This is a genomic window from Bacillus sp. ILBB4 (assembly GCF_035064545.1).
In the GTDB taxonomy this organism is placed as follows: Bacteria; Bacillota; Bacilli; order Bacillales; family Bacillaceae_H; genus Priestia.
Genome location: NZ_JAIQVD010000004.1, coordinates 233,110 through 256,112 on the forward strand (window position 1 = coordinate 233,110; position 23,003 = coordinate 256,112).

Sequence of the window (23,003 nt, forward strand, 5' to 3'; positions counted from 1 at the left end):
TCCTTTTTTAGAACAGCTACTTAGCAGAAATATTTTTAGATGATGTAAGAGTAGAGTTATTTGTGTTTTTCTCTACTTGCTTTTTCAAGTTAATAAATATAACCCCTGCTATTACAAATGCTGTACCTATATAGACCTGTTTGTTTAATGTTTCACCTAAAAAGACAAACCCTACATATAAGGCGATAACCGGTGAAATAAATAAATGCGCCGTTGCTTTTGATATATGCCATTTTTTTAATAAATAAATATTAATAGAAAACCCCAAGACCGACCCTATAATGGCCAAATATAATAATGAGATAAGACTAATACCCGAGAAAGTGCGGTTTCCATTTTCTACAAACAAACTAACAATCAGTAAAAAAGCGCCTCCACTTAGCATCGAAAAAGAATTAAAGGTCATAATAGGCAAGGATTTTATGCGAGATTGAACTTGAACAGTTATAAAAGCAGAACCTAGCATAGCCATTAAAATGACAATCATGGCTACTATTTGAATCACATTCCCCTGTATAAACAGCTGATTTCCAAATACAACGCTCATACCAATTAAGCACATGACTACACCTATCTTTTGTCCTTTTGTAGCTGGTGTTCCTTTAAATAAGCGATTAAATAAAAGGGCAAACACTGAAATGCTGGCAGCTAAAACGGAAACAAGCCCGCTTGGCAAATAGACGGATGCCCAATAAACAGAACCAAACGGTAGAGCAAAGTACAAAATTCCGTTTAATGCTGAAATAATTACTACTTCTTTTGAAATGGCCATTTTTTTTGTGAGTAAGAGGTAGAGGGCAATTATTAAACTAGCAATTAAAAACCTCATACCTGCTGACCATAGAGGCAAGCTATCCTTTAATCCAGTCTTTTGAAAAGCCCATGTCGTTCCCCCGATGACGGCTAATAGACAAAACAAAAGATGTACATGAATACGGGTTAATTTAGAAATCACTGTTTCACCTTATTTCTTTTTTAAAGTTAAGCCTATTTTCTTCCGTGGAGCGTAAAACACATCGGCACTTCTCCAAAATCTTTTACAACTGTTAACCCCTGCTCGTTAGCGGCTTTACTCGTTGTAATACATGCGTCTACCTTTCCTTCTAAGCAATCAATCGCCGCTTGAGCATTACTATTTACTAACTGAACATTAGGACTGATGGAATGAGCTAAATCAACAGGGGCAGGATGTGAAGCAATTAACAGGTTATTGTTTGTTATCACCTCTTCTTTTGAGGCAAGCACCATGTTATACGTTGGCATAATAAAGCTATCTACTAGCTCTAAACTAGTTAAGTTTTTGAACACAATATCATGTAAGTAAGGATATACCGCGCAGCCTAGAAGAGCAGAACTCTCTGTTTCTTTCACATGAACTAAAGCTTCTTCCAACGTTTGATGCAAAAAGACCTGACCTTGTATGCTTTGGCGTTCGAACCACAGATAGCCTGCTTTTTCACAATTTGTTCCTTCAGGCCCTAAGGTATGGATAATGCTAATTTTTTGAAGCTGCTTATTTTTCTTACTAGACGACTCTGCAACTATCATAGCCTTTGATACCCCCTATGCGTTTACTTTATTTTTATAAACGATTTTTACTTTGTTATCTAAATAGCTGTAATACTGCTCACAGTCGGAATAAGAGTCATGAGTGGTTAAAATAAATCCAGGGTAACCTGAAAAGTGCGGATATGGTAAAATGTCTGTCCCTTTAGTTATAAATTGAATAACCCTTTTTACTTCAGTATCTCTACGCACGTCTTCTAAGCCTCGAATTTCTTTAAAAATCCCATAGCCTTGCACAGGGATAATGTAGTTGCCCACCACTTTCTTTCGTTTTCTTTCATTTTTTAATACAGGAGGTTTTAATCCTAATACATAGTAAAAAACTAGCTCCATATAGTTAATACCTGTACTTTCCTTTACGATATAATGAGAAATCCCAGATCCTCCAATGCGTGCTCCTATTTCAATTACATAAGGTTTTCCCGCTGGATCCAGGCGTAATTCAATATGAGCCGGGCCATCCTCAATCCCTAAAGCATTTGCTGCTCTAGCTGCTTCTCGTGCAATAGATTGCCAAACGTTTTCTTCTAGCTGAGCTGGAGCTATATAAACACCTTCTTCAAAGAAAGGTCCTTTGGAATTTCCTTTATAACCTATAGAAAGTACATAAACTTCCCCTTCTACAGAGAACGTTTCAATAGCAAACTCTGGCCCGTCTATAAATTGTTCAATTACCATGCTCGTTTTATTTTTTGTGAATTTACTTAGGTCTTCTTCATTTACGCGTCTCACTTTTTCTATGCTGTCAATCAGTTCTTTTTTATTATTCGCTCGTGATACACCTTGACTGGAAAATCCGTTAGAAGGTTTTACTACGACAGGATAAGGCAGTGAAAGATTCTTTAATTCCTCCGTATTTTCAACCTCTTTAAAATACGGAGTGTTAAGATCATTATCTTTCAAAACCTCTCTCATCTTCTGTTTGTTGCGACAGTTACTAATCACAAACGGTGATAAACCAGGTAAGTTTAATTCTTCTGTCAGCTGAGATACAAACTCTAATGCAGGCTCATATAATGTCATAATGCCGTCAAAAGGATTTTTGTGATGCTCTGCTTTAATAATATCAAGAGCTTTGTCTGGGGTGTGAAATAAATCGATGGGTATGAAATTTTGTACGTTTTTAAGATGCTTAGGTTCTACTTCTTCCTGGTTATAAAAAAACGTCACTTTAATTCCGAGAGCTTCTGCTTCTTCAAAAATAAACGGTAAATATGTATTTTGTAACACAACTGCTAGATGCTTATTTTGTAACGGCATTTACTTCCCCCCTACTTTTAAACAGCTCTTCACTGTTCGATGACTAAATTCTAATGACCGCTTCATATATTTGTCAATTTAATTTTATATAACATTAGGAATATATAGAATATTTGATATATTAGTAAAAAGTTAAGAAAAGAATGGGTTATAGGGTTAATACTAAAGCGAAATTAAAAGCAGGAATTTTGCTATTTGATTATAAAGATATTGTTAGAAAAAATTTAATGAGAATTTTTATAAAAAAAGAAAGGTCGCCATAGATTCAACCTTTCTTTTTTATATTTTTTATTAAAATAGATATTAACCATTTATAAAGTTACATCTTTTTCAGCCATCTCATTTAGTATTCTTTTTAATGCAATGTCGGGGTTTAATGCGGGATCCTTTATATTCACTTCTTTCATATTGCGCTCCTTTTTCATAGATATATTCATTTTTCACTTTCTTGTTTGAATTTATGTGAACCCTTTTTGTTTACTATAACGAAAGAGAAAATAAAAAGAAAAAGAAGTGAACTTATAATTCACTTCTTTTTTTGACGTAACATTTATTTCATAGGCCGCAAATGATTATTAGCTTTTTGTTTTGCATCACGCTGAACGAAAAAAATGATGCAAAGCGCCAGAAGATATAAACATGCAAAAGCTGTTATGTACCAAAGTGCTGAGGTAATTCCGCTTGCGTCCATAGTAAAGCCAATAAGCGCAGGAAAAATAGCTCCTCCAAGCCCTGAAAAACCAGTAATTAAACTTGTTACAATACGAGCAGATCCGGTAAATGAATGATTAGCATATACCATCGTAATCGAATAGATACCTGACATTGCAAGCCCTAAAAACCCTAATAAAATATAGCCTGCGACAGCTTCTTTTAATACGATAAACAGCACTAAACTCACAATTGTTCCTCCAATGCTGCCAAAAAGATAGCGTTCGTATGTAACGATTCGAATAATCCATCCAGTAGCCACTCGTCCTATTAGCATAGCCACCCAAAAAACGCTTATGCTTAAAGTAGCCTGTGACGGAATTACATCTAGATACGTGATAAAAATAGACGAAAGAAAATTATTCATACTGCTTTCTACTCCGGCGTACATAAAAATCATCACACTAAAAAGAGCAAGTATTTTCCATCTTTGATTTTTAGCAAGCACAGGCGCAGGTTCTGAGTTGGCGTCTGAAGAATCGCTTTCTGAAGTTAAAACAGTCTCTTTTTTAAAAGGAATCATTTTGCAGACCACAACCATTAGTAAAGCTAGTACACTCGTTATAAAAAATGAAAACCTCCAGCTGTTCTGTGAAATCAATAAGCTAGCTACTAACGGCATCAACAGCGCACCTAGACCAAATGATACTTCTAAATAACTCATAACAATAGCTCTTCTACCGATAAATACTTCCATCATTAAAGTAGCTACAACTACTTCCAATGCGGCTACACCAATACCGTTTAAAAAATTGAATGCAATAATCCACTCAAATGGAGGCAATAAAAGCATACCCATTTGTGATAGCGCTATCATTAGTGCAGCAATTGTAAGTAAATTCATTTCTCTGAAGCGTCCTAATAGAAAAGAAGATAGCGGAACTCCTATCAAAAATCCTAAAGAACCTAATAATACAAGCTGTCCGCCAACTGTATAGGACACATGATAATGTGTTAACAATTGCGGTAAGACGGACCCTACGGCTGTAATGACTAATCCGCCCAGCAAATAAAGCGCATATGAAGCTAGCGCAAACTTTTTCATCTCCCCACTCCCTTAAATTCTCTAAAACTTTCTTTCTGTACTTAATTATAAAGCTTTTCCTTTAGTTGTTAACTGAAATTTGAGAAAAAAACCATTCTTCCTGCTCTACTTAATTTCCAGTCATTTATAAGATAAACCAAAAAGAAGAAGACAGATGTCTCCTTCTTTTTGGTTTTCACTTTACAGTGACGCTTTTAAAATAGCTAAAATATCATCTTTATTTAGTTTTTTAAAGTTACCGAAACCTCCGTACTCCATTTCACGAGCAGCAATTCCAGCAATTTCGTCTAGTCGCTCTTCGCCGATATCGTAATCTGCTAAGCGAGAAGGTGCACCAAGACTGGACCAAAAAGCGCTTAACTTATCGATTCCTTCTAACGCAATTTCTTTGTCGCTTTTACCTGCAGTTTCAATATCGAACATACTTGTCATTACACGCTTCATACGAGTTACATCTTGATCTACAACGTGTCGCATCCAATTTGGGAATAGGATTGCTAAACCGCCTGCGTGAGGAATGTCATATACAGCTGACACTGCGTGTTCAATAGTATGTGAAGCCCAATCTCCAAAGTAGCCCATTTGAAGTGTTCCGTTTAGCGCGATTGTTCCGGAATATAAAATCGTTTCGCGGTGCTCGTAGCTTTGCAGATCTTCTAGTAATTTCGGTGCTGTTTCAATTACTGTTTGTAATACGGAATAGCACATACGATCTTGTAAAGGCGTGTTTTTCACGTTATGGAAATATTGTTCAAATACATGGCTCATCATGTCTACCATGCCGTAGATAGTTTGATCTCTAGGAACAGACATCGTGTTCACAGGATCTAATATAGAAAATACAGGATGCGTAACAGAGCTGCCCCAAACGTATTTTTCATTTGTTTCCCAATTCGTAATAACAGAATCAGGATTCATTTCAGAACCTGTTGCTGCCAATGTTAATACCGTTCCAAACGGCAGTGCTTTTGTAGCCGTTACTTTTTTGTTAATAATATCCCAGACGTCTCCTTCATACTCAGCTCCGGCAGCGATTGCTTTTGTGCAGTCAATAACGCTTCCTCCGCCGACTGCTAACATGAAGTCAATGTTTTCATTTCGGCAAATCTCAATTCCTTTTCGTACCGTAGATAGTCTAGGATTTGGCTCTACGCCCGCTAACTCATGTATATTTACGTTTAACTCTTTTAACAGCGTAAGAACTTGATCGTATAAACCGTTTTTCTTAATGCTTCCTCCGCCGTATACAAGCAAAATATTTTTTCCGTATTTCGGGAGTTCTTCTGATAATACTTGAAGCTGATCTTTTCCGAAGATTAATTTTGTGGGATTATGATAAATGAAATTTTCCATACTATCTGTATACCTCCTAGTTGAATATAAAGTAAGTTGTCGCATTACGCGAACAAGAATGTAAGTATAAATGTAAAACAAAAATTTTTCAAGAGTTAAGTTCTCAAATCGCGTACTTTATTTTATTGAGTAATTAAAATGAAGAAAATGGCTTCTTAGATATAAAAAAGAGAGCAAGTAAATGCTCTTTTTAAAGTTCTTTATAAGCCATTTTTCTATACGTAACAAATCCTTCTTTTTCGTAAAAGCTTTCGGCAATCGTATTATCATTCCAATAATCTAACTCAATTGTATTTATGTCGTTTGTACGAGCAATGCTATAAATTTCTTTCATCAAACTTGAACCAAATCCTTTGTTTTTATAGGATTCTGCGATGTTTATTTGATGCACGTAAATTGACTCGTAAGCTTTTTTAAACACTGTTTCTGAATACTGCTTTATTTCCAGCCAAGCGAACCCTACATGCTGACCTTCGTCTTCTCCTAAAAGAAAGATAAATCTATCGTCTTTCATCACTTTCTTAAAAAATTCATGTACCTGATGAAAATCATATGTTTGAAAATGCTGCGGGTATAATTCTACATGCAGTTGATGAACAGACTGATTAAGCTTGGCAATTTTACCAGCATCCAAAGTACGGCTAATCTTCAATTTTTTCTCTCCTATATATCTCGTATTTAGTAATGGTCGTTATGAATTTATTTCGTTTAATATAGCCGGTGCGTTTGAGGTAAATAACAGATAGTTTTTATTGGTCGTTTTTATAAAGATGCGGTCAGTCGTTCCGTACGGAGGGCCAATTCGAATGGCGTTTGCTTCTTTACCTCCGTACGTGTCATCTTCCGTTACTTCAAGAATGTCTTCTAATGGAATCGTAAAGTGTGAAAGCTGCCATTTTATAATGAGATTATCATTTATTTTTCGGACACTGATAGTTGGTGTAAACATTTTATACATCCCCTTTGTTTTTTATTTTCCCTTACTTGTTCTAGCAAAAAAAACAAGTTCATTTCCCCTTAACTTTCTCCCTGTGCAATGTGTTCTTTTATCCTTAAAATCGCTTCTTTCGGACAGCCTTGAAAATACCCTCCATGATAACAAATAACATGCTCAATATCGTAGTGTAAGAATTTTCCGAGTGATTGAACTGCTTGGTCCATATTTAAGGTCGTTTGTTTAACAGGTCCCATTAGTCGTCCATTTGCAAATACTAAAGCATCTCCAGCAACCAGTGTTTTTGATTTTCTTAAATAAAAACTTACATGCCCAGGTGTGTGTCCAGGGGTAAAAATCGGTTCAATGCCTTCACAGTATGGGAGCATTTGACTCCCTTTTAATACTATATCTACGTCAACTTTTGGAGGATTTTTATACAAATATTTTATTTCATCAGGTATAGCTGCTAGCTCTTCGTTACTCATTCGACTCGCATTCGTTTTAATAAGCGGAAGTTTCCCTTCAATATACGGCTTATCAAATTCATGAGCATATACGATGATATTTTCATTTGATTTTTTTCGTATATCAGTCGCACATCCTATATGATCTAGATCTTGATGTGTTAAAAGAATTACTTTTAGCTGTTCAATAGATATATTCAATTCACCCAAGGCCTCTTTCAGTTGATCGGTTTGCCCAGGCATTCCTGTATCAATTAGAATAGCTTCATCGTTATTCCAAACTAATGTAGGATTTAATATTATATCTTGGTCAAAAGCTCTGGCAGTCAACTGTAGCATTTCAACACCTGCAGAAATTCTCATTGCAAACCCCTTTTCTTATTAAAGTACAAAGATTTTCAGCCTCCATAATCGCTTAGCATGCAGTGGTATTCTTGAATTTTATCAATAAACAAAATAAAAACCAGACTGGAAAAAAATCACTTTTTATGCTATGATATCTATAAAATAAAGCTTGCTATGATAGATTTTTATAAATGAAAAGGTGAACCTTTTTGTCCAAGGTTCACCTTTTTTACTTATCGTTAGCCGTATAGCTTTTTTATTTCTTATCGTCTCTTTGGATACACTCATGCAAAGGTACAACCTTGGTTTTCTTTGCTATTTTATATCCCCACCACGTCGCTAAAAAGAGAGGCAGACCGATGTATGAGACAGTCAAGCCGTACCAATCAATTTTGTCAGAAAGTACCGCTTGATAATTCTGACCTAGAATAACGATGAGGCACATTCCAAATGCAAGAACAGGACCTAGAGGAAACCATTTTGCTTTATACGCCAGTTCATTTATATCCTGTCCTGAAGCAACATATGCTTTTCGGAAACGATAGTGGCTGATGGCAATACCGATCCACGCAATAAATCCGCTCATGCCTGAAGCGTTTAAAAGCCACATATACATTTGATCGCCAAAAATTGATGTTAAAAAGGCAAGACCGCCAATGATAGTGGTTAAAACAAGCGCGTTTACTGGAATTCCTCGGCGATTAATTTTTCGAAGCGCTTTAGGCGCTTGCCCTTCATTTGCCATTGACCACAACATTCGCGTAGAAGCATATAAGCCAGAAGTTCCGGCTGATAAAACCGAGGTAAGAATAACAGCATTCATCACTGAAGCAGCTGCAGCAATTCCTGCCTTTTCAAAAACAAGCGTAAATGGACTAACAGCAATGTTATCCACATCTCCTCCTAGAAGAGATGGACTTGTGTAAGGAATGATGAGCCCGATTACAGCAATGGCTGCAATATAAAATAGAAGAATGCGCCAAAAGACTTGGCGAATGGCTTTTGGTATATTTTTTTGAGGGTTTTCACTTTCCCCCGCCGCAATGCCGACTAGCTCTGTACCTTGAAAAGAAAATCCCGCGATAAAGAAAATGCTTAGTACGGACAGAAATCCGCCGTTGACCGGCGCTTCTTCTAATGTAAAATTTTTAAAGCCAATATATTCACCGCCGAAAATGCCAAAGATCGTCAGAAGTCCCACTCCGATAAACACAATGATGGTTACTACTTTTACGAGAGCAAACCAATATTCAGATTCTCCATAGCTTTTTACAGATAGGAAATTAAGTAAAAAAATTAAGCCTAAAAACAAAGCGCTCCAGATAATACTTGGCACATCAGGGAACCAAAACTTCATGATAATAGCAGAAGCAGCTATTTCTACAGCGAGCGTAACAGCCCAGTTAAACCAGTAGTTCCAGCCGAGCGCAAAGCCGAGAGCTGGGTCTACATAATGACTGGCGTACGTTGAAAAAGAACCTGAGACCGGCATAAACGTGGCCATTTCTCCAAGACTAGTCATGAGAAAGTAAACCATAATTCCAATGGCCCCGTAAGCAATCAGTGCTCCTCCAGGTCCAGCAGTTTGGATGGATGATCCGGTAGCTAGAAATAAGCCAGTTCCTATTGACCCTCCAATGGCAATCATGGTCATATGGCGTGCTTTTAAATGGCGTTTTATATGCTTATCGTCCTGCTTTTTTTCTTCTTCATTACGATTTATATCGACCGCTTCCATACTTATCCCACCTTTATAAATGAACTATGCGCACATGTTTAACGTAAAGCGTATAAGAATATCCATCTCCTATAAAAAGTAGGAGATGGACTCTTCATTGCTTACTTTGAAAAATCAAAGTAGTTTCGTTTTAATAGACGAGGCAGGCTCATAAGCTGTTCGTACGTTACACTTTTTTCTAAGGCAGAGGTGTTGATTAAAAACAGTTGATCTTCAATGTGTCCTACCGTTTCATCTGTTTGATACGTAATTCCGCATTCTGAACATGTAATGGAAGGCGTCTCTTTAATTTCTATGGCTTTTGTGCCGTCAGGAAGCTCCCAATAAACCGTTGCATCTGTCTCTTTCGCTTCATAGGATTCGCACCATTGACATTTCAATATTATTCCTCCTTCGCTCCCGCCGTTTCGTATTTTTTCATTTGCGTTTCAAATTTTTTCTCTTTTAATTGATCGCGCTTTTCACGCTTGTCTTTCAAAGAGCTATGCTCTGGATTTTGGTCATACGTTTTCCGGCGGTCAAGACGGTTTAGACCTTCCGGCGTTAAGTTGAACTTTGTATCATCAATAATCGAAAGAACACCGTTGCTTTCAAATTTTTCAAACACTTCAGGATATACTTTTTTATAAAATTCTTCTGCGCTACCACTTTGGTAATTTTGCGGCTCCGGATAAGATGTAATAACACCTTCAAAGTTTCGAAGCACTACTTTATTGGAGCTTTGAGAAATAATGTAGTTTGGCTGCAGCGGAATTTTACCGCCTCCTCCAGGAGCATCCACGATAAACGTAGGAACTGCATAGCCGGACGTATGGCCGCGAAGTCCTTCCATAATTTCTAGCCCTTTACTGATCGGCGCACGGAAATGGCCGATTCCTTCTGATAAATCACATTGATAAATGTAATAAGGACGCACGCGAATTTTTACTAAATCATGCATAAGCTGCTTCATGATTGGCACGCTGTCGTTAATTCCGGCTAAAATAACCGCTTGGTTTCCAACTGGAACCCCTGCGTTCGCAAGCATTTCACAAGCACGCTTTGATTCTTCTGTAATTTCAATTGATGTGTTAAAGTGCGTATTTAGCCAAACCGGATGATATTTTTTTAAGATATTGCACAGGTTTTCTGTAATGCGCTGCGGGAACACCACCGGTGCTCTTGTACCGATACGAATAATTTCTACGTGCGGAATATCGCGCAAATTTTTCAAAATATATTCTAAAATATTGTCATTGATTAATAGGCCGTCTCCTCCGGAAATTAACACATCACGGATTTGAGGGTTGGCTGCAATGTAATTAATAGCTGTATCCAGCTGTTTTTTTGGAACCCCCATGCCAATTTGCCCTGAAAAACGTCTTCTTGTACAGTAGCGGCAGTACATAGAGCATTGATTTGTAACTAAAAACAGCACGCGGTCGGGATAACGGTGTGTTAACCCAGGAACCGGTGAATCTTCATCTTCATGAAGCGGATCTTCTAAATCATACCTTGTTTTATGCAGTTCTTCTGAAATAGGAACGGACTGCATTCTGATTGGACATTTCGGATCGTTCTCATCCATTAACCATGCGTAGTAAGGAGTGATATTTAACGGAATCGTTTTGGTTGCAATTTTAACACCTTCTTCTTCTTGAGGTGTTAAATTTATCACTTTCTTTAAATCTTCCAATGTTTTAATCGTGTTTGTCAGCTGCCATACCCAGTCGTTCCACTGCTCGTCCGTTACATCTTTCCAAAGCTCGATTTCTTTCCAGTGTCTGCTTGCTTTATATAACGTATTGTTCATTTTATATTCCCTCCAAAGTTTATTTTTTGAATAGATGTTCTACTAAGAAATTGACCGCACCATATAATAGCGATCTTCTCCTTCGCCAAACTCTCCTGCTCGCGTTTCTTTAATGGTAAAGTCCATTTTTTTATACAGCTTCACAGCCCCTTCATTTTTTACATTCACAGTCAAACAAACGCTTTCGAAATTATCTTTTTTTAGAATCGAAAATATTTCTTCTAAAAACAGCTGTCCAATTCCGCTTCCTTGTTTATCAGATCGGACGTAGAAACCAAAGATATAAGCTTTTGTAATATCTTTGTAATCTCGAAGCAGCTCACAAATGGCAATCGGCCTTGCGTCATTTTCCTGGAAATATTGAATAAGCTTGCCGTAGCGGGCTAAAGGTACAAGCGTCTGTTCATCAACGGCTCCCATGCCCGGAAACGCATCTTTTTCAAGTTCAATCATCATCTTTTGCTGCTCCGGATTTAACGATTCCGGCACTTCGATATAGTACTGCTCTTTTAATGCATCCATTTTTCTTTCCTCCTTTTTTCACTTTCATATTTGACATCTTGCAGCGGCCAGATTGGATTTGGAATGTGCTGATAATTAAAGGTCGTTAAGCGATTTGATGCTACGCCTGGTGCATCCACATAGATGATAGCTCCTACAAGCGGCTCAAAAGCGGCTCTGAAATGATTTTTAGCTTTTAAACCGATGATTTTTTTCGTCGCTGGCTCAATGCCGATATGGCGAAAAAGTTCAGGATCGTTTGCTGATACCGGCCTTCCAATCAGCAAAATATCCAATTCTCCTACTCGAATATGAGCTGCACCTTTTACATTTACTTTCAAATGCTGATTAAACGGTCCCGAATTGTAAAACTCACCTTCTGATAAACCAATGACCTTTGCTTCAACTTCAACGGGCTTTCCAAACTCAGGAGAAACTTTTCCTCCTAAGGAAAGAGAGACGTAATTCCCAACTCCTGCTTGCACGCATTGTTCAATAGATTCAGGGTCATAAAGACCTCCAAACAGTGTCCCCGGCATATTTAGCTTCAGCATGTATTCCAAAAGTTCTGTTGTATCGCCGCTTCCGCAGCTTAAAGGATTGTCCGCTATATCAGCGAGCACAATTGGCTGTTCGCTTGATAGTTTTAACGCTGTTTGCAGACCTTCTTCAACGGTAGGCAAATCCACGATAAACTCTTCTTTTATACTCCAAAACTGAGAAGCTAGTTTCTTTGCTACTTTTTCTGCTGTTTCAGGATTCAAAGCTGTTACGAGCACGCTTGCTCCGGCAATTGGAATATCAGAATACGGAAAGCCCCCAAAAATGGAAACATTGTATACGTCTGCTTCTTGCTCGGCTTGCTTAGCAAGATCAATCATTTTTTTCATCGGCCCTTCTGCGGTTCGCATATTAATCGACGGCAAAAGCATAGGCAATTTTTTTAAAGATGCATAATAGATAGCGCTTTCTTTTACTTGTGTTAAAAGCGCTCGCGCAGCGTTCACTCCTTGTTCGTACATATCAACATGAGGATATGTTTTAAAACCAAAATGAAGCGGCGTGTACGTAAGCATATCTTCACTGATATTTGCGTGCATATCGAGCGTAGTAGCAATGGGAACGTTGCTTCCTATACAGCTTCTTATCTGACTTAACAAATGAGCTTCAGGATCGAAAAGATGCTCTACTACCATTGCGCCGTGCAAAGCGATTAACAAACCCTCTAGCGGCCCCGCATGAGTAAGTGAGTGCAACATTTGCTTTTCAATTATGTGATAAGCTTCAGAAGATACGATCCCAGACGGAACTGCAGCTGCACAAACAAGGGGAACGATTTCTACCTGCTTCTCTTGCTTTAATACATCTAAAAATCCCCCTACTTCTGTTTTGGTTCCTGAGTATGCTTTATATATTTCCGTTCCAACAAAATAGCCTTCTTGTACAAACTGTTCTATTTCTGTTTTTAATGGACTAAAGCTGTGAGATTCATGATAAAAAAAGGCAATTCCAATGCGATGTGAAGACATGTGCTCCTCCTTTTCGCTAAGGTGCGAGATTAATAGTTGGTGTAGACAGACTTCCATTCTGTCATCACATCAAACGCATGATGAGAAACTTCTCTGTGGCCGTTGCCAGACATTTTCATTCCTCCGAATGCTACCCCCATTTCAGCATTAGATGTTCCGTTATTGATATAGACTAATCCGCTAACAGCGTCTTTTGCCGCTCGGCTGGCATAGTGCAAGCTGCTTGTATAAATAGAAGTGGAGAGTCCATACATCGTTCCATTATTGACGCTCATTGCTTCTTCATAGCCATTTACTTCAATAAAAGCAAGCACGGGGCCAAAAATCTCTTCTTGAGCAATTGTGTGGTTAGAATGAACGTTATCAATGATAGTAGGCATATAATAACAAGTTCCTAACTCTGATAAAGCACGACCTCCAAACGCAATATTCCCGCCTTCTTCTACCGCTTTTTGTACGTAATCTTCTACTAAACGGCATTGCTGTTCATTAACAAGCGGTCCTATCACAACTCCTTGTTCAAGGCCATTTCCAACCTTCATTTCTTTTGTAAGAGCTATTACTTTTTTCAAAAGCTCTTCTTTTACTGAACGCTCCACGATGACTCTGCTAGCTGCTGTACAGCGCTGCCCCGTTGTCGTAAACGCTGATTTAATAATTCCTTCTGCTGCTTTATCCAAATCGGCATCCTTTAATACAATAACAGCGTTTTTTCCTCCTAGCTCTAAAGAAATTCGTTTTAAGGTTTTGCTGCTCATTTCTGCTAACTGCTGACCAACTTCCGTAGAACCTGTAAATGAGATAATTTTCACTTCAGAGTGCGTAGCAAGCTTTTGTCCAACGATTCTGCCCGATCCTGTAAGCAAGTTAATTGTTCCCTTTGGAAGCCCCGCAGCGTGCAATACTCCCATAAAAATCTTCGCTGAGAGCGCCACTTCTGAAGCCGGCTTCCAGACAACGGTATTGCCAGCGATTAAAGCGGCAAACATTTTATAAGAAGCGAGAGAAACAGGAAAGTTCCACGGTGTAATACATGCCACAACTCCAAGCGGTTCGCGAACCATTTTTATATCTCGGTCAGGAAAGCCAGCGGGCACTATTTCGCCAAACAAACGTCTTCCTTCTCCCGCCATATATTGAGCTGTTGCAATGACGACACCAACTTCGCCTATGGATTCTGTCAGCGGTTTTCCCATCTCTTTTGTCATCACTTGAGCTAGCTCTTCTTTTCTGTCTTCAAAAAGCTCAGCTGCTTTTGTTAAAAATGCTGCACGTTCAGGAATAGATGTATTTTTCCAGTGGCTGTAGGCTGTACTAGCCGCTTTTACCGCATCATCGACTTGACTAGCCGTAGCGGCTGCGCACGTTCCGACGAGCTCTTGTGTTGCAGGGTTTATACTTTCAAAATAGGTTTGCTCCTCTTCACTTATCCACTCGCCGTTAATATATAAATTTCCTTGTAACAGTTCGGTTTTAGTCTGACTCATATTGTTACCCTCCTTTTCATTTAAAAAGCTAGTTAATTGAAACTGCTTCTGTGATGACTTCTTCTAGTAAAGACAGCCCTTGATCCAGCACGTCTTTATCAATATTTAGCGGCAGCATTAAACGAATGGTTTGCCCTTTAACTCCGCAGTTCATAATAAGCAGTCTTTTTTCCAGCGCTTTTGATTTAATAACAGGGACATAAGCAGCTGCTGTTTCAACATGAAATTCAATACCAATCATCATACCAATTCCTCTAACCTCTTTAATAGCCGGTAAATGTCCGATAGAATGCTGAAGGCGTTTAACAATATCAGCGCCTACTTTTTCACTGCGTTCTACAAGCTTTTCTTCTTCAATGATTGAAATATTTGCTAAAGCAGCTGCACACGATACTGGATTTCCTCCAAAAGTAGAACCATGTCCAGCTGTTGGCCATTTCTCATGCAGTTCTCGGCTTGCTACAATGGCTCCTAGTGGCATGCCACCCGAAAGAGCTTTTGCTAAAACTAAAATATCTGGTGTAACTCCAGCATGTTCTGCCGCAAACATTTTCCCAGTGCGCCCAAATCCCGTTTGCACTTCATCAAAAACAAGCAGAATGCCATAATCATTGGCTATGTCTCTCAGTGCGCGTAAAAAGCTAGAAGGAGCAGGGTAATAGCCTCCTTCGCCCATGACTGGCTCAATCACAATCGCTGCTACGCGTGAAGGATCCACTCGCAGTTCAAACAGCTTTTGCAGTTGATTTAAGCAATATGCTTCCGCATCTTCCTCGTCAATATTAGGAAGCTGACTTGGATAGGGATAAGGAGCATGATACACTTCTCCTAAAATCGGTTCATAGTAGCTGCGGTATTTTGAGCTTGAAGCCGTAATAGCTGTAGCTCCTAGTGTACGGCCGTGAAAAGAACCTTCAAAAGCAATGATCGCTGGTCTGCCAGTGGCCGCTTTTGCTAATTTGAGCGCACCATCAATGGCTTCTGCGCCTGAGTTTGAAAAAAACACCGTGTCTAAGTTTCCAGGCGTAATTTGCGCAAGTTTTTCTGCCAAATTCACTGCTGTTTCGTAATAGCCGTAGTTTAAGCCTAGGTGAAGCAGCTGATCTGCTTGTTTTTTAATCGCTTCTACCATCTTTTCATGCGTATGACCCACTGCATTGACAGCTACTCCTGATACAAAATCAATATATTCCTTGCCATCAGCTGTCCAAAATTTCGCACCGTGCGCTTTTTCAATAACAAGCTCTGTTACTCTTGTCATCACCGGTGATAAATGTTTTTTTCCTTTGATTTGAAGCTCTTCTGTTTTATTTTGCACTTTCATATGGCTCATCCTTTCTTATGTGCTGATGAAAAATAGAAAACGCATGATCTAGCAATCTCACTATTTCATCAACTTCTGATTTCGCTATATTTAAAGGAGGACTGATAATGATATGCTCTCCTTTATGTCCATCTATAGATCCGGATCCTGGATAAAAGACGCCTCCAAGCTCCATACAAATTTCATTGAGCTTTTCGCTGGCTGCTTCACGTGGCTCGAAAAATATCTGTTGATTGGCGTCTTTCATTAGTTCTAATCCAATTAAAAGTCCGCGGCCGCGAATATCTGAAATATAAGGATGCTTGCGCTGCAGCGCTACTAAACATTCCATTAAATACGCGCCTTGAGTTTCAACGTTTTGAAGGATATTCATTTCTTCATACATATCCAAAGCAGCAAGACCTGCCGCTATTGAAACAGGATGTCCACTGTACGTATAGCCATGAAGAAATTTCCCGCTGCTATTTTCTAACAGGCCTTGAATCAGACGGTCATGGACAATCATTCCTCCTAAAGGAGCGTACCCAGCTGAAACTCCTTTACCAAATGTTAAGATATCCGGTTCGATTCCGAATTGTTCCACTGCAAAATTAGTTCCGGTTCTCCCAAAGCCTGTCATCACTTCATCAACAATCAAAAGAATGTCATAGCGGCTGCAGAGTTCACGCACTTTTTTAAAATAGTCAAGCGGAGGTACAACAGCTCCTTGCTGACTTCCTACGATGGGCTCTGCGATTAAAGCTGAAATATTTTCTGGACCAAGCTCTAAAATAGTGCGTTCAATATCGGTGATGCAGCTCCAGTTTTGATTTGCCACGCAGTCTTCTTGATTTCGATTATACGGACAGCGATGACAATACGGAGAATAGACGTGCGCAAAATGTAAAAGGTTAGGTGTATAAGGATATCGTCTTTTTACATCTCCTCCAGCTGATAGTGCACCTATCGTATTTCCGTGATAGGACTGCCACCTTCCGATTACGATGTGTTTTTGCATCTTTCCGGCATCTCTGTGATATTGCCTTGCTAATTTTAATGCACTTTCATTTGCTTCTGATCCTCCTGATGTAAAATAGACTTTGTTTAAATGAAGTGGCGCCATGTTACCAATTTTTTTTGCAAGTTTATGCAAAACATTCGTTTCAAAACGTAATGTATGAACAAAAGCCGCTTTTTTTGCCTGCTCAGCCATCGCCTCGGCTATTTGTGCAATGCCGTGCCCTAAATTTGCCGCCACGGCCCCAGAGCATCCGTCTAAATACTTTTTTCCTTGTTCATCTATTAAGTAGCTTCCTTCACCGTGTGTAATCATTGGATACTTTTTTGTTAAATCTCTATGAAACACATAGTCTCTTTTTATTTCGTCCATCTTTCCACCACCATCGCCATTCCTAATCCTCCTGCAACGCAAATAGTTGCGAGACCGTATCGTCTTTTTTGCTTTTGGAGTTCATGGCACAGAGTTGTTATGATTCTTGCCCCGGAGCAGCCTAAAGGATGGCCAAGCGCAATTGCTCCTCCGTTTACATTCACTTGTTCTGATGTGATATTCCATTCTCTTAAGCAAGCAATACTTTGGGCAGCAAATGCTTCGTTTAATTCAATCAAGTCCATATCACCTAAGCGTAAACCGACTTTATTTAAAGCAATTTGCGAAGCAGAAACGGGGCCAATTCCCATTTCCTTTGGAGAAACGCCCGCTGCGGCAAAAGACACAATCTTAGCCATAGGTGTTAATCCGAGGTGCTCAGCTTTTTCTTCCGACATCATCAACAGCATCGAAGCGCCATCGTTTCTACCAGATGAATTGCCAGCTGTCACCGTTCCATTCCTTTGAAAAACGGGCTTAAGCGTACCAAGCTTTTCTTTGCTAGTAAGACGAGGAAATTCATCTGTTGCAAAATGCCCCATTCCTTTTTTTCCTTCTTTTACAGGCACGGGGATAATTTCTTCTTCGAACAAATCAAGTTCTATAGCCCGCCTAGCTTTTTCCTGACTATAAAGAGCAAACTCATCTTGTTCCGCGCGGCTAATACTATACTTTTCAGCGAGCCACTCGGCCGTCTGTCCCATCGTAAAAGTTCCGTATAACGTTTCAGGCTGTGATTTTGGCTGACTTTCTGTATTAGAGTCATAGAGTGTTAAATCACCAACGTGAAAACCGAAACGAGTGCCTACCGTATAGTGCGGTGCTTGAGACATGCTTTCCACTCCTCCGGCTAATACCACTTCGGCTTGACCTGATAAAATGGACATAGCTCCATTCATCACAGCCTGCATGCCTGAGCCGCACTGGCGGTGCACCGTATAAGCTGGAATACGTTCAGAGAATTGAGCTTTCAGCCCGGCTACTCTTGCTATATTAGGAGCATGAGCGCTTTGTTTCGTTTGTCCGACAATAATTTCATCAACAATCTCTGACGTATATCCGGCTGAAGACAAATTGTTTTTCATCACGAGAGAGACTAGTTCTTCCGGAAGCGTATCTGCAAGCGAACCGCCAAACTTTCCAATAGGCGTTCGAAATGCATTTACAATCACTGCCATTATGCCGTCACCTCATTGTTTTTATTAAATAATTTAGAAACGCGAAAAGAAGCCTGTGTTTTTTGTTGTACTGTCTCTAAAGAAACACCGGGAGCTGTTTCAAGAAGTTCAAGACCAAGGTCCGTTACGGAAAAGACAGCTAATTCCGTAATAATCATATCGACTCGTCGCTCTGAAGTAAGTGGATAAGTTAACTCCTCAACTAGCTTTGACTCTCCTTGGCTATTCGTATGAAGAGTCGTCACGATCACTTTTTTTGAGCCTTCTAATAAATCCATTGCTCCTCCTACGCCAAGAACACTTTTCCCAGGAACAGCCCAGTTCGCAATTCGGCCTGCTTCATCTACTTGAAGCACTCCAAGAATGGATACATTCACATGGCCTCCGCGTATCATAGCAAAAGAATCAGCGCTGTTAAAAAATGAGGCACCTCCCAAAACTGTGACGGGCAGCTTTCCAGCATTCACAAGTTCTGGATCTACATAGGCTTCTTCAGGAGTAGGTCCAACGCCGAGAATCCCGTTTTCTGAATGTAAAAACACGTGAACATCGGGTGAGATATAATTAGCAACTAAAGTAGGAATGCCGATTCCTAAGTTTACTACATCTCCGTGACAAAGCTCTTTTGCAGCACGCGCAGCAATATATTGTTTGACGTTCATCTTAATTTTCTCCTTTCACTACGATATAAGTAACGTATAAATGAGGAGTTACAATTTCTTCAGGAGAAATCTGTCCAACTTCAACAACTTCTTCTACTTCTGCAATCACGATATCAGCGGCTGTTGCCATCATTGGATTAAAGTTTCTTGCTGATTTGCTGTAAATAAGATTTCCCAGTCGATCTGCTTTTTTAGCTTTTATAAGAGCTACATCTGCGTGCAGCGATTCTTGCAAAACATATTTCTTTCCTTTTAATACTCGTTCTTCTTTTCCTTCCGCCAGCTGGGTCCCTACGCTCACAGGCGTATAAAATCCTCCGATGCCTGCTCCTCCTGCTCTAATTGCCTCGGACATTGTTCCTTGCGGGATGAGCTCCACTTGAAGTTCTTGTTGTTGATAAGCGTGTACAACTTCAGGGTTGGAAGTAAAATAAGACCCTATGGCTTTTTTTACTTGTTTTTTTTGAACCAATACACCTAATCCTTTTCCAGGTTCACCGAGGTTATTACTAATAATCTCTAAATCTTTAAGGTTTGATTTGGCAATCGCTTCAATCAGACTAAGCGGGCTTCCAACAAGACCAAATCCACCTACCATAATGCGTGCGCCATCTGTTATTTTTTCTATTGCTTCTTCGCGCGTGATGATTTTGTTCATTTTGTTTCCTCCTTTTCTTTTTATATTTCACAGCGCTTTACACGAAAAAAACCAAGCAGGACACAATGACTCCCCAAAGAAAAAGGGATGTCCCCCACTCTTTGTAAAGTGTGTGTGTGTCTGCTTGGTTTTAATAAGACCATGAAAAGAGGTTGTCTTCTCACTTTATTCTAACCAAACGCTATGTAATTTTTTGATTCACATTATCCCAGTAACGTTGGATTGCAGCCTGAAGCGCTACGATAATCGCCTGTTGAGATGGAGCAAAATAATAATTTTGAATACGTTCAATAAGAGGTTCAATTCCATCTGCAAGGCAGTAACCAATAAGCAGCTTCCGGAAAAAATTTTGCGTCAGCTCCGTAATAAACGTAAACTCAGCATTTACAATTTTATGCTCTGTCAGATCCACTTCTAGTACAATTCCCGCATGCTTATACATTTCATACATGGAAGTTCCCTGTGGAGCTTTTGCATATCCTGTCACAATGACTGTATTCAGTATTTGCATGCCCCTTAATCTCCTTTTAAAAACTATTTGATTACTCTGCACTTTTACAATAATAATTCTGAAAGGTCAAATGAGACTAACTCATATGCTTTTAGTTATGTAAGTGCTTTCATTTTTAAAAAGATATGTTCTTACACAACTAACATTTCGCCTTTTCTAGACAAAATCCTTCTTTTCTTTTAAAAAAACTTTCTATTTTTTTATTTATTCCGGTTTATTGAAATTTATTCGAGTCTCCATCAAACTTTTCATCCGCTATACGGATGGACTCTGTTGGACAGCCTTCAAACGCATCTATTAAATCGTCTTCCAGCTCTTGGGGCACTTCAACCGTGCCTTGATTATCATCAAGTATAACGAACGCAATTCCTTCATCATTATAATCATAAATATCAGGTGCCGCAGCTCCGCATGCACCGCACGCAATACACGTTTCTTTATCGACTATCGTATATTTCCCCATGGTCATTCTCCTAACTAAGTTTAAAAGTTATTACTCATTACCAGCCGCGTTCTTGCATACGATTTTCTGGTAATAATGATGAAATTTCAATTCCTTTCATTGCACTTCCTAATCCTTTTGACAAGTTTGCAATAAGTTCATAGTCTTGATAATGCGTTGTTGCTTCCACGATTGCTCGCGCAAATTTTTCAGGGTTGTCTGATTTGAAGATTCCTGATCCAACGAACACACCGTCTGCTCCAAGCTGCATCATTAACGCTGCATCTGCTGGTGTTGCTACACCGCCTGCTGCAAAGTTTACAACTGGTAAACGACCTTCACGTTTAATTTGCAGTAATAACTCATAAGGTGCACCTAATAGTTTAGCTTCTGTCATTAACTCGTCTTCATCCATGCCTACAACTTTACGTACTTGAGCGTTTACTTGGCGCATATGACGCACTGCTTCGACGATGTTTCCTGTTCCTGGTTCGCCTTTTGTACGCAGCATCGAAGCACCTTCACCAATTCGTCTTGCTGCTTCCCCTAAATCACGGCATCCGCATACAAATGGAACCGTAAATGTACTTTTGTTAAGGTGATATTCCTCATCAGCTGGAGTGAGTACTTCACTTTCGTCAATGTAGTCTACACCCATTGCTTCTAGCACGCGTGCTTCAACAATATGGCCAATACGAGCTTTCGCCATAACTGGAATGGATACAGCGTTCATCACTTCTTCCACAATTGTTGGATCTGCCATACGAGATACGCCGCCTGCTGCACGAATATCGGCCGGAACGCGCTCTAACGCCATAACGGCAACAGCGCCTGCTGCCTCTGCAATTTTTGCCTGTTCTGCATTAATGACGTCCATGATAACGCCGCCTTTTTGCATTTCTGCCATTCCCCGCTTCACGCGGTCCGTTCCATTTCTCACCATATTCAATTCCTCCTTTATATGTTCAAACACTTATTATGCAACTTCCATGCCAGTGTTAAAATATAGAAGAAATTAGTAAAAAACATTGGTTTTTATGCCAAATTATTAAGCGGTTTTTAAAAAATTGGCAGGTGAAAGCCAATTTTTTAAACCAAAACAGCTCCCATCCCTATTAGAGACGGAAGCTGTTTTGTTAAGGAACTAACACTAATTTTCCGGTCGTTTTTCTTCCTTGAAGCAGACGATGTACATCTGCCGCTTCATCAAGTGAAAATGTGCCGCCCAGCATTAATTTTAGCTGACCGGAATTTGCGTAGTTTAATAGCTCATGCAGGCTTTGCTGATAAAGCGCTGGTTTTGCCATCATTTGAGGTAAGAAAAAGCCTAGAACCGATTGATTTTTTTCCATCAGGCGGGCAGGGTTAAATTTTACAGGTTTTCCGCTAGCCATTCCGTAAAAAACGAGGCGCCCAAATGGTGCAAGACATTGAAGAGATTCATAGAATATATGCCCTCCTACCATTTCTAAAATAATATCGGCTCCTTTTCCTTCCGTTACTTCTAAAATTTGTTTTTCCCAGCCTGTTTCTGTATAGTTAATCGTTTCGTCAGCTCCGAGATTTTTTGCAAGCTCAAGCTTTTCTTTGGAGCTCGCTGTAGCAATAACTTTTCCAGCTCCAAACATTTTGGCAAGCTGAACAGCTAAGGTTCCAACACCGCCTGCTGCCGCATGAACAATGACGGTTTCTCCTTTTTCAAGGCGACCCATTGTTTTTAAAATATGATAAGCCGTGAGTCCTTGAAGAGGCAAAGCAACCGCTTGTGTTAAATCCACATTCTCCGGCAACGGAATAAGGCCTCTTGAATCTGCCAGCGTGTACTCAGCGTATCCTGTTGCTCGATTAGATCCTAGCAGCGTCACGACTTTTGTACCTACTCGTATCCCTTTTACATCCTCGCCTACTTCAATCACTTCGCCCGCTACTTCAGAACCTGGGATAAAAGGCAGCGGTGTTTCGACTACGTATGCTCCTTCACGCCGCGCAGCGTCGGCGTAATTAACGCCGATTGCCGCAACTTTAATGAGCACATCTTTCTTTTTTGGTACAGGGCGTGCAATATCGATAACTTGAAGAACATCAGGTCCCCCGTACTGCGTAAATTGAATGGCTTTCATCTTATATCCCC

At 39.6% G+C, this 23,003-nt stretch carries 23 protein-coding genes; all 23 read right to left on the reverse strand.

Going from position 1 to position 23,003, the window contains the following annotated elements:
* Positions 1–16: 16 nt before the first annotated feature.
* Positions 17–955 carry a DMT family transporter gene (locus LAV82_RS18280; RefSeq protein WP_499716668.1) on the reverse strand — a complete coding sequence of 313 codons (939 nt, stop codon included), beginning with the start codon at positions 953–955 and terminating at the stop codon, positions 17–19.
* A 32-nt stretch (positions 956–987) separates the two neighbouring features.
* A complete protein-coding gene (locus LAV82_RS18285; protein ID WP_028408503.1) occupies positions 988–1,548 on the reverse strand; it encodes a hypothetical protein in 561 nt (186 codons plus the stop codon).
* A 15-nt stretch (positions 1,549–1,563) separates the two neighbouring features.
* On the reverse strand, positions 1,564–2,826 hold the full coding sequence (locus tag LAV82_RS18290; protein ID WP_499716669.1) for an ATP-grasp domain-containing protein: 1,263 nt from the start codon (positions 2,824–2,826) through the stop codon (positions 1,564–1,566).
* Between the two features lie 550 nt (positions 2,827–3,376).
* A complete protein-coding gene (locus tag LAV82_RS18295) occupies positions 3,377–4,582 on the reverse strand; it encodes an MFS transporter (protein WP_499716670.1) in 1,206 nt (401 codons plus the stop codon).
* A 180-nt stretch (positions 4,583–4,762) separates the two neighbouring features.
* Positions 4,763–5,935 carry an iron-containing alcohol dehydrogenase gene (locus LAV82_RS18300; RefSeq protein ID WP_057273191.1) on the reverse strand — a complete coding sequence of 391 codons (1,173 nt, stop codon included), beginning with the start codon at positions 5,933–5,935 and terminating at the stop codon, positions 4,763–4,765.
* A gap of 190 nt (positions 5,936–6,125) precedes the next feature.
* On the reverse strand, positions 6,126–6,587 hold the full coding sequence (locus tag LAV82_RS18305; protein WP_499716671.1) for a GNAT family N-acetyltransferase: 462 nt from the start codon (positions 6,585–6,587) through the stop codon (positions 6,126–6,128).
* A gap of 39 nt (positions 6,588–6,626) precedes the next feature.
* The gene (locus tag LAV82_RS18310) at positions 6,627–6,884 is read right to left on the reverse strand and encodes a SunI/YnzG family protein (protein ID WP_034652033.1); all 258 of its coding nucleotides are present in this window, start codon (positions 6,882–6,884) and stop codon (positions 6,627–6,629) included.
* 68 nt (positions 6,885–6,952) lie between these two features.
* Positions 6,953–7,699 carry an MBL fold metallo-hydrolase gene (locus tag LAV82_RS18315; RefSeq protein ID WP_098598646.1) on the reverse strand — a complete coding sequence of 249 codons (747 nt, stop codon included), beginning with the start codon at positions 7,697–7,699 and terminating at the stop codon, positions 6,953–6,955.
* Between the two features lie 238 nt (positions 7,700–7,937).
* A complete protein-coding gene (locus LAV82_RS18320) occupies positions 7,938–9,419 on the reverse strand; it encodes an amino acid permease (protein WP_029321808.1) in 1,482 nt (493 codons plus the stop codon).
* A 101-nt stretch (positions 9,420–9,520) separates the two neighbouring features.
* Entirely contained in the window at positions 9,521–9,799 is a 279-nt protein-coding gene (locus LAV82_RS18325) for a YokU family protein (RefSeq protein ID WP_013057076.1), read from the reverse strand.
* 2 nt (positions 9,800–9,801) lie between these two features.
* Complete coding sequence (gene kamA, locus LAV82_RS18330; protein ID WP_013057075.1) at positions 9,802–11,211, reverse strand: lysine 2,3-aminomutase; 1,410 nt, start codon at positions 11,209–11,211, stop codon at positions 9,802–9,804.
* 42 nt (positions 11,212–11,253) lie between these two features.
* Complete coding sequence (locus LAV82_RS18335) at positions 11,254–11,733, reverse strand: GNAT family N-acetyltransferase (RefSeq protein WP_013057074.1); 480 nt, start codon at positions 11,731–11,733, stop codon at positions 11,254–11,256.
* Positions 11,721–13,241 (reverse strand): M81 family metallopeptidase, encoded by a 1,521-nt coding sequence (locus tag LAV82_RS18340; protein ID WP_499716672.1) that lies wholly within the window; start codon positions 13,239–13,241, stop codon positions 11,721–11,723. The genes LAV82_RS18335 and LAV82_RS18340 overlap by 13 nt, the downstream gene beginning before the upstream one ends.
* 29 nt (positions 13,242–13,270) lie before the next feature.
* The gene (locus LAV82_RS18345) at positions 13,271–14,728 is read right to left on the reverse strand and encodes an aldehyde dehydrogenase family protein (RefSeq protein ID WP_499716673.1); all 1,458 of its coding nucleotides are present in this window, start codon (positions 14,726–14,728) and stop codon (positions 13,271–13,273) included.
* 28 nt (positions 14,729–14,756) lie between these two features.
* Positions 14,757–16,052 (reverse strand): aminotransferase class III-fold pyridoxal phosphate-dependent enzyme, encoded by a 1,296-nt coding sequence (locus LAV82_RS18350; RefSeq protein WP_013057071.1) that lies wholly within the window; start codon positions 16,050–16,052, stop codon positions 14,757–14,759.
* Positions 16,036–17,421 (reverse strand): aminotransferase family protein, encoded by a 1,386-nt coding sequence (locus LAV82_RS18355; RefSeq protein ID WP_499716674.1) that lies wholly within the window; start codon positions 17,419–17,421, stop codon positions 16,036–16,038. The genes LAV82_RS18350 and LAV82_RS18355 overlap by 17 nt, the downstream gene beginning before the upstream one ends.
* Positions 17,409–18,599, reverse strand: a complete 1,191-nt coding sequence (locus LAV82_RS18360) for a thiolase family protein (protein WP_057273186.1) — start codon at positions 18,597–18,599, stop codon at positions 17,409–17,411. Before LAV82_RS18360 ends, LAV82_RS18355 begins: the two co-directional genes overlap by 13 nt.
* On the reverse strand, positions 18,599–19,261 hold the full coding sequence (locus tag LAV82_RS18365; protein WP_013057068.1) for a 3-oxoacid CoA-transferase subunit B: 663 nt from the start codon (positions 19,259–19,261) through the stop codon (positions 18,599–18,601). Before LAV82_RS18365 ends, LAV82_RS18360 begins: the two co-directional genes overlap by 1 nt.
* A gap of 1 nt (position 19,262) precedes the next feature.
* On the reverse strand, positions 19,263–19,919 hold the full coding sequence (locus LAV82_RS18370; RefSeq protein WP_013057067.1) for a CoA transferase subunit A: 657 nt from the start codon (positions 19,917–19,919) through the stop codon (positions 19,263–19,265).
* A 181-nt stretch (positions 19,920–20,100) separates the two neighbouring features.
* Positions 20,101–20,430 (reverse strand): DUF3870 domain-containing protein, encoded by a 330-nt coding sequence (locus LAV82_RS18375; RefSeq protein WP_013057066.1) that lies wholly within the window; start codon positions 20,428–20,430, stop codon positions 20,101–20,103.
* Positions 20,431–20,644: 214 nt separating this feature from the next.
* Positions 20,645–20,893, reverse strand: coding sequence for a ferredoxin (locus tag LAV82_RS18380; protein ID WP_499716675.1), 249 nt, complete (start codon positions 20,891–20,893; stop codon positions 20,645–20,647).
* Between the two features lie 37 nt (positions 20,894–20,930).
* The gene (gene pdxS, locus LAV82_RS18385; RefSeq protein WP_029321789.1) at positions 20,931–21,815 is read right to left on the reverse strand and encodes a pyridoxal 5'-phosphate synthase lyase subunit PdxS; all 885 of its coding nucleotides are present in this window, start codon (positions 21,813–21,815) and stop codon (positions 20,931–20,933) included.
* A gap of 193 nt (positions 21,816–22,008) precedes the next feature.
* Positions 22,009–22,992, reverse strand: a complete 984-nt coding sequence (locus LAV82_RS18390; RefSeq protein WP_499716676.1) for a quinone oxidoreductase family protein — start codon at positions 22,990–22,992, stop codon at positions 22,009–22,011.
* Positions 22,993–23,003 lie beyond the last annotated feature (11 nt).

What these genes read in the sequence shown, in the direction of transcription:
- LAV82_RS18285 (WP_028408503.1), bottom strand. Translation starts at nt 1,548, where the DNA reads ATGATAGTTGCAGAGTCGTCTAGTAAGAAAAATAAGCAGCTTCAAAAA.
- LAV82_RS18290 (WP_499716669.1), bottom strand. Translation starts at nt 2,826, where the DNA reads ATGCCGTTACAAAATAAGCATCTAGCAGTTGTGTTACAAAATACATAT.
- LAV82_RS18295 (WP_499716670.1), bottom strand. Translation starts at nt 4,582, where the DNA reads ATGAAAAAGTTTGCGCTAGCTTCATATGCGCTTTATTTGCTGGGCGGA.
- LAV82_RS18300 (WP_057273191.1), bottom strand. Translation starts at nt 5,935, where the DNA reads ATGGAAAATTTCATTTATCATAATCCCACAAAATTAATCTTCGGAAAA.
- LAV82_RS18310 (WP_034652033.1), bottom strand. Translation starts at nt 6,884, where the DNA reads ATGTTTACACCAACTATCAGTGTCCGAAAAATAAATGATAATCTCATT.
- LAV82_RS18315 (WP_098598646.1), bottom strand. Translation starts at nt 7,699, where the DNA reads ATGAGAATTTCTGCAGGTGTTGAAATGCTACAGTTGACTGCCAGAGCT.
- LAV82_RS18320 (WP_029321808.1), bottom strand. Translation starts at nt 9,419, where the DNA reads ATGGAAGCGGTCGATATAAATCGTAATGAAGAAGAAAAAAAGCAGGAC.
- kamA (WP_013057075.1), bottom strand. Translation starts at nt 11,211, where the DNA reads ATGAACAATACGTTATATAAAGCAAGCAGACACTGGAAAGAAATCGAG.
- LAV82_RS18335 (WP_013057074.1), bottom strand. Translation starts at nt 11,733, where the DNA reads ATGGATGCATTAAAAGAGCAGTACTATATCGAAGTGCCGGAATCGTTA.
- LAV82_RS18340 (WP_499716672.1), bottom strand. Translation starts at nt 13,241, where the DNA reads ATGTCTTCACATCGCATTGGAATTGCCTTTTTTTATCATGAATCTCAC.
- LAV82_RS18345 (WP_499716673.1), bottom strand. Translation starts at nt 14,728, where the DNA reads ATGAGTCAGACTAAAACCGAACTGTTACAAGGAAATTTATATATTAAC.
- LAV82_RS18350 (WP_013057071.1), bottom strand. Translation starts at nt 16,052, where the DNA reads ATGAAAGTGCAAAATAAAACAGAAGAGCTTCAAATCAAAGGAAAAAAA.
- LAV82_RS18355 (WP_499716674.1), bottom strand. Translation starts at nt 17,421, where the DNA reads ATGGACGAAATAAAAAGAGACTATGTGTTTCATAGAGATTTAACAAAA.
- LAV82_RS18360 (WP_057273186.1), bottom strand. Translation starts at nt 18,599, where the DNA reads ATGGCAGTGATTGTAAATGCATTTCGAACGCCTATTGGAAAGTTTGGC.
- LAV82_RS18365 (WP_013057068.1), bottom strand. Translation starts at nt 19,261, where the DNA reads ATGAACGTCAAACAATATATTGCTGCGCGTGCTGCAAAAGAGCTTTGT.
- LAV82_RS18370 (WP_013057067.1), bottom strand. Translation starts at nt 19,919, where the DNA reads ATGAACAAAATCATCACGCGCGAAGAAGCAATAGAAAAAATAACAGAT.
- LAV82_RS18375 (WP_013057066.1), bottom strand. Translation starts at nt 20,430, where the DNA reads ATGCAAATACTGAATACAGTCATTGTGACAGGATATGCAAAAGCTCCA.
- LAV82_RS18380 (WP_499716675.1), bottom strand. Translation starts at nt 20,893, where the DNA reads ATGGGGAAATATACGATAGTCGATAAAGAAACGTGTATTGCGTGCGGT.
- pdxS (WP_029321789.1), bottom strand. Translation starts at nt 21,815, where the DNA reads ATGGTGAGAAATGGAACGGACCGCGTGAAGCGGGGAATGGCAGAAATG.
- LAV82_RS18390 (WP_499716676.1), bottom strand. Translation starts at nt 22,992, where the DNA reads ATGAAAGCCATTCAATTTACGCAGTACGGGGGACCTGATGTTCTTCAA.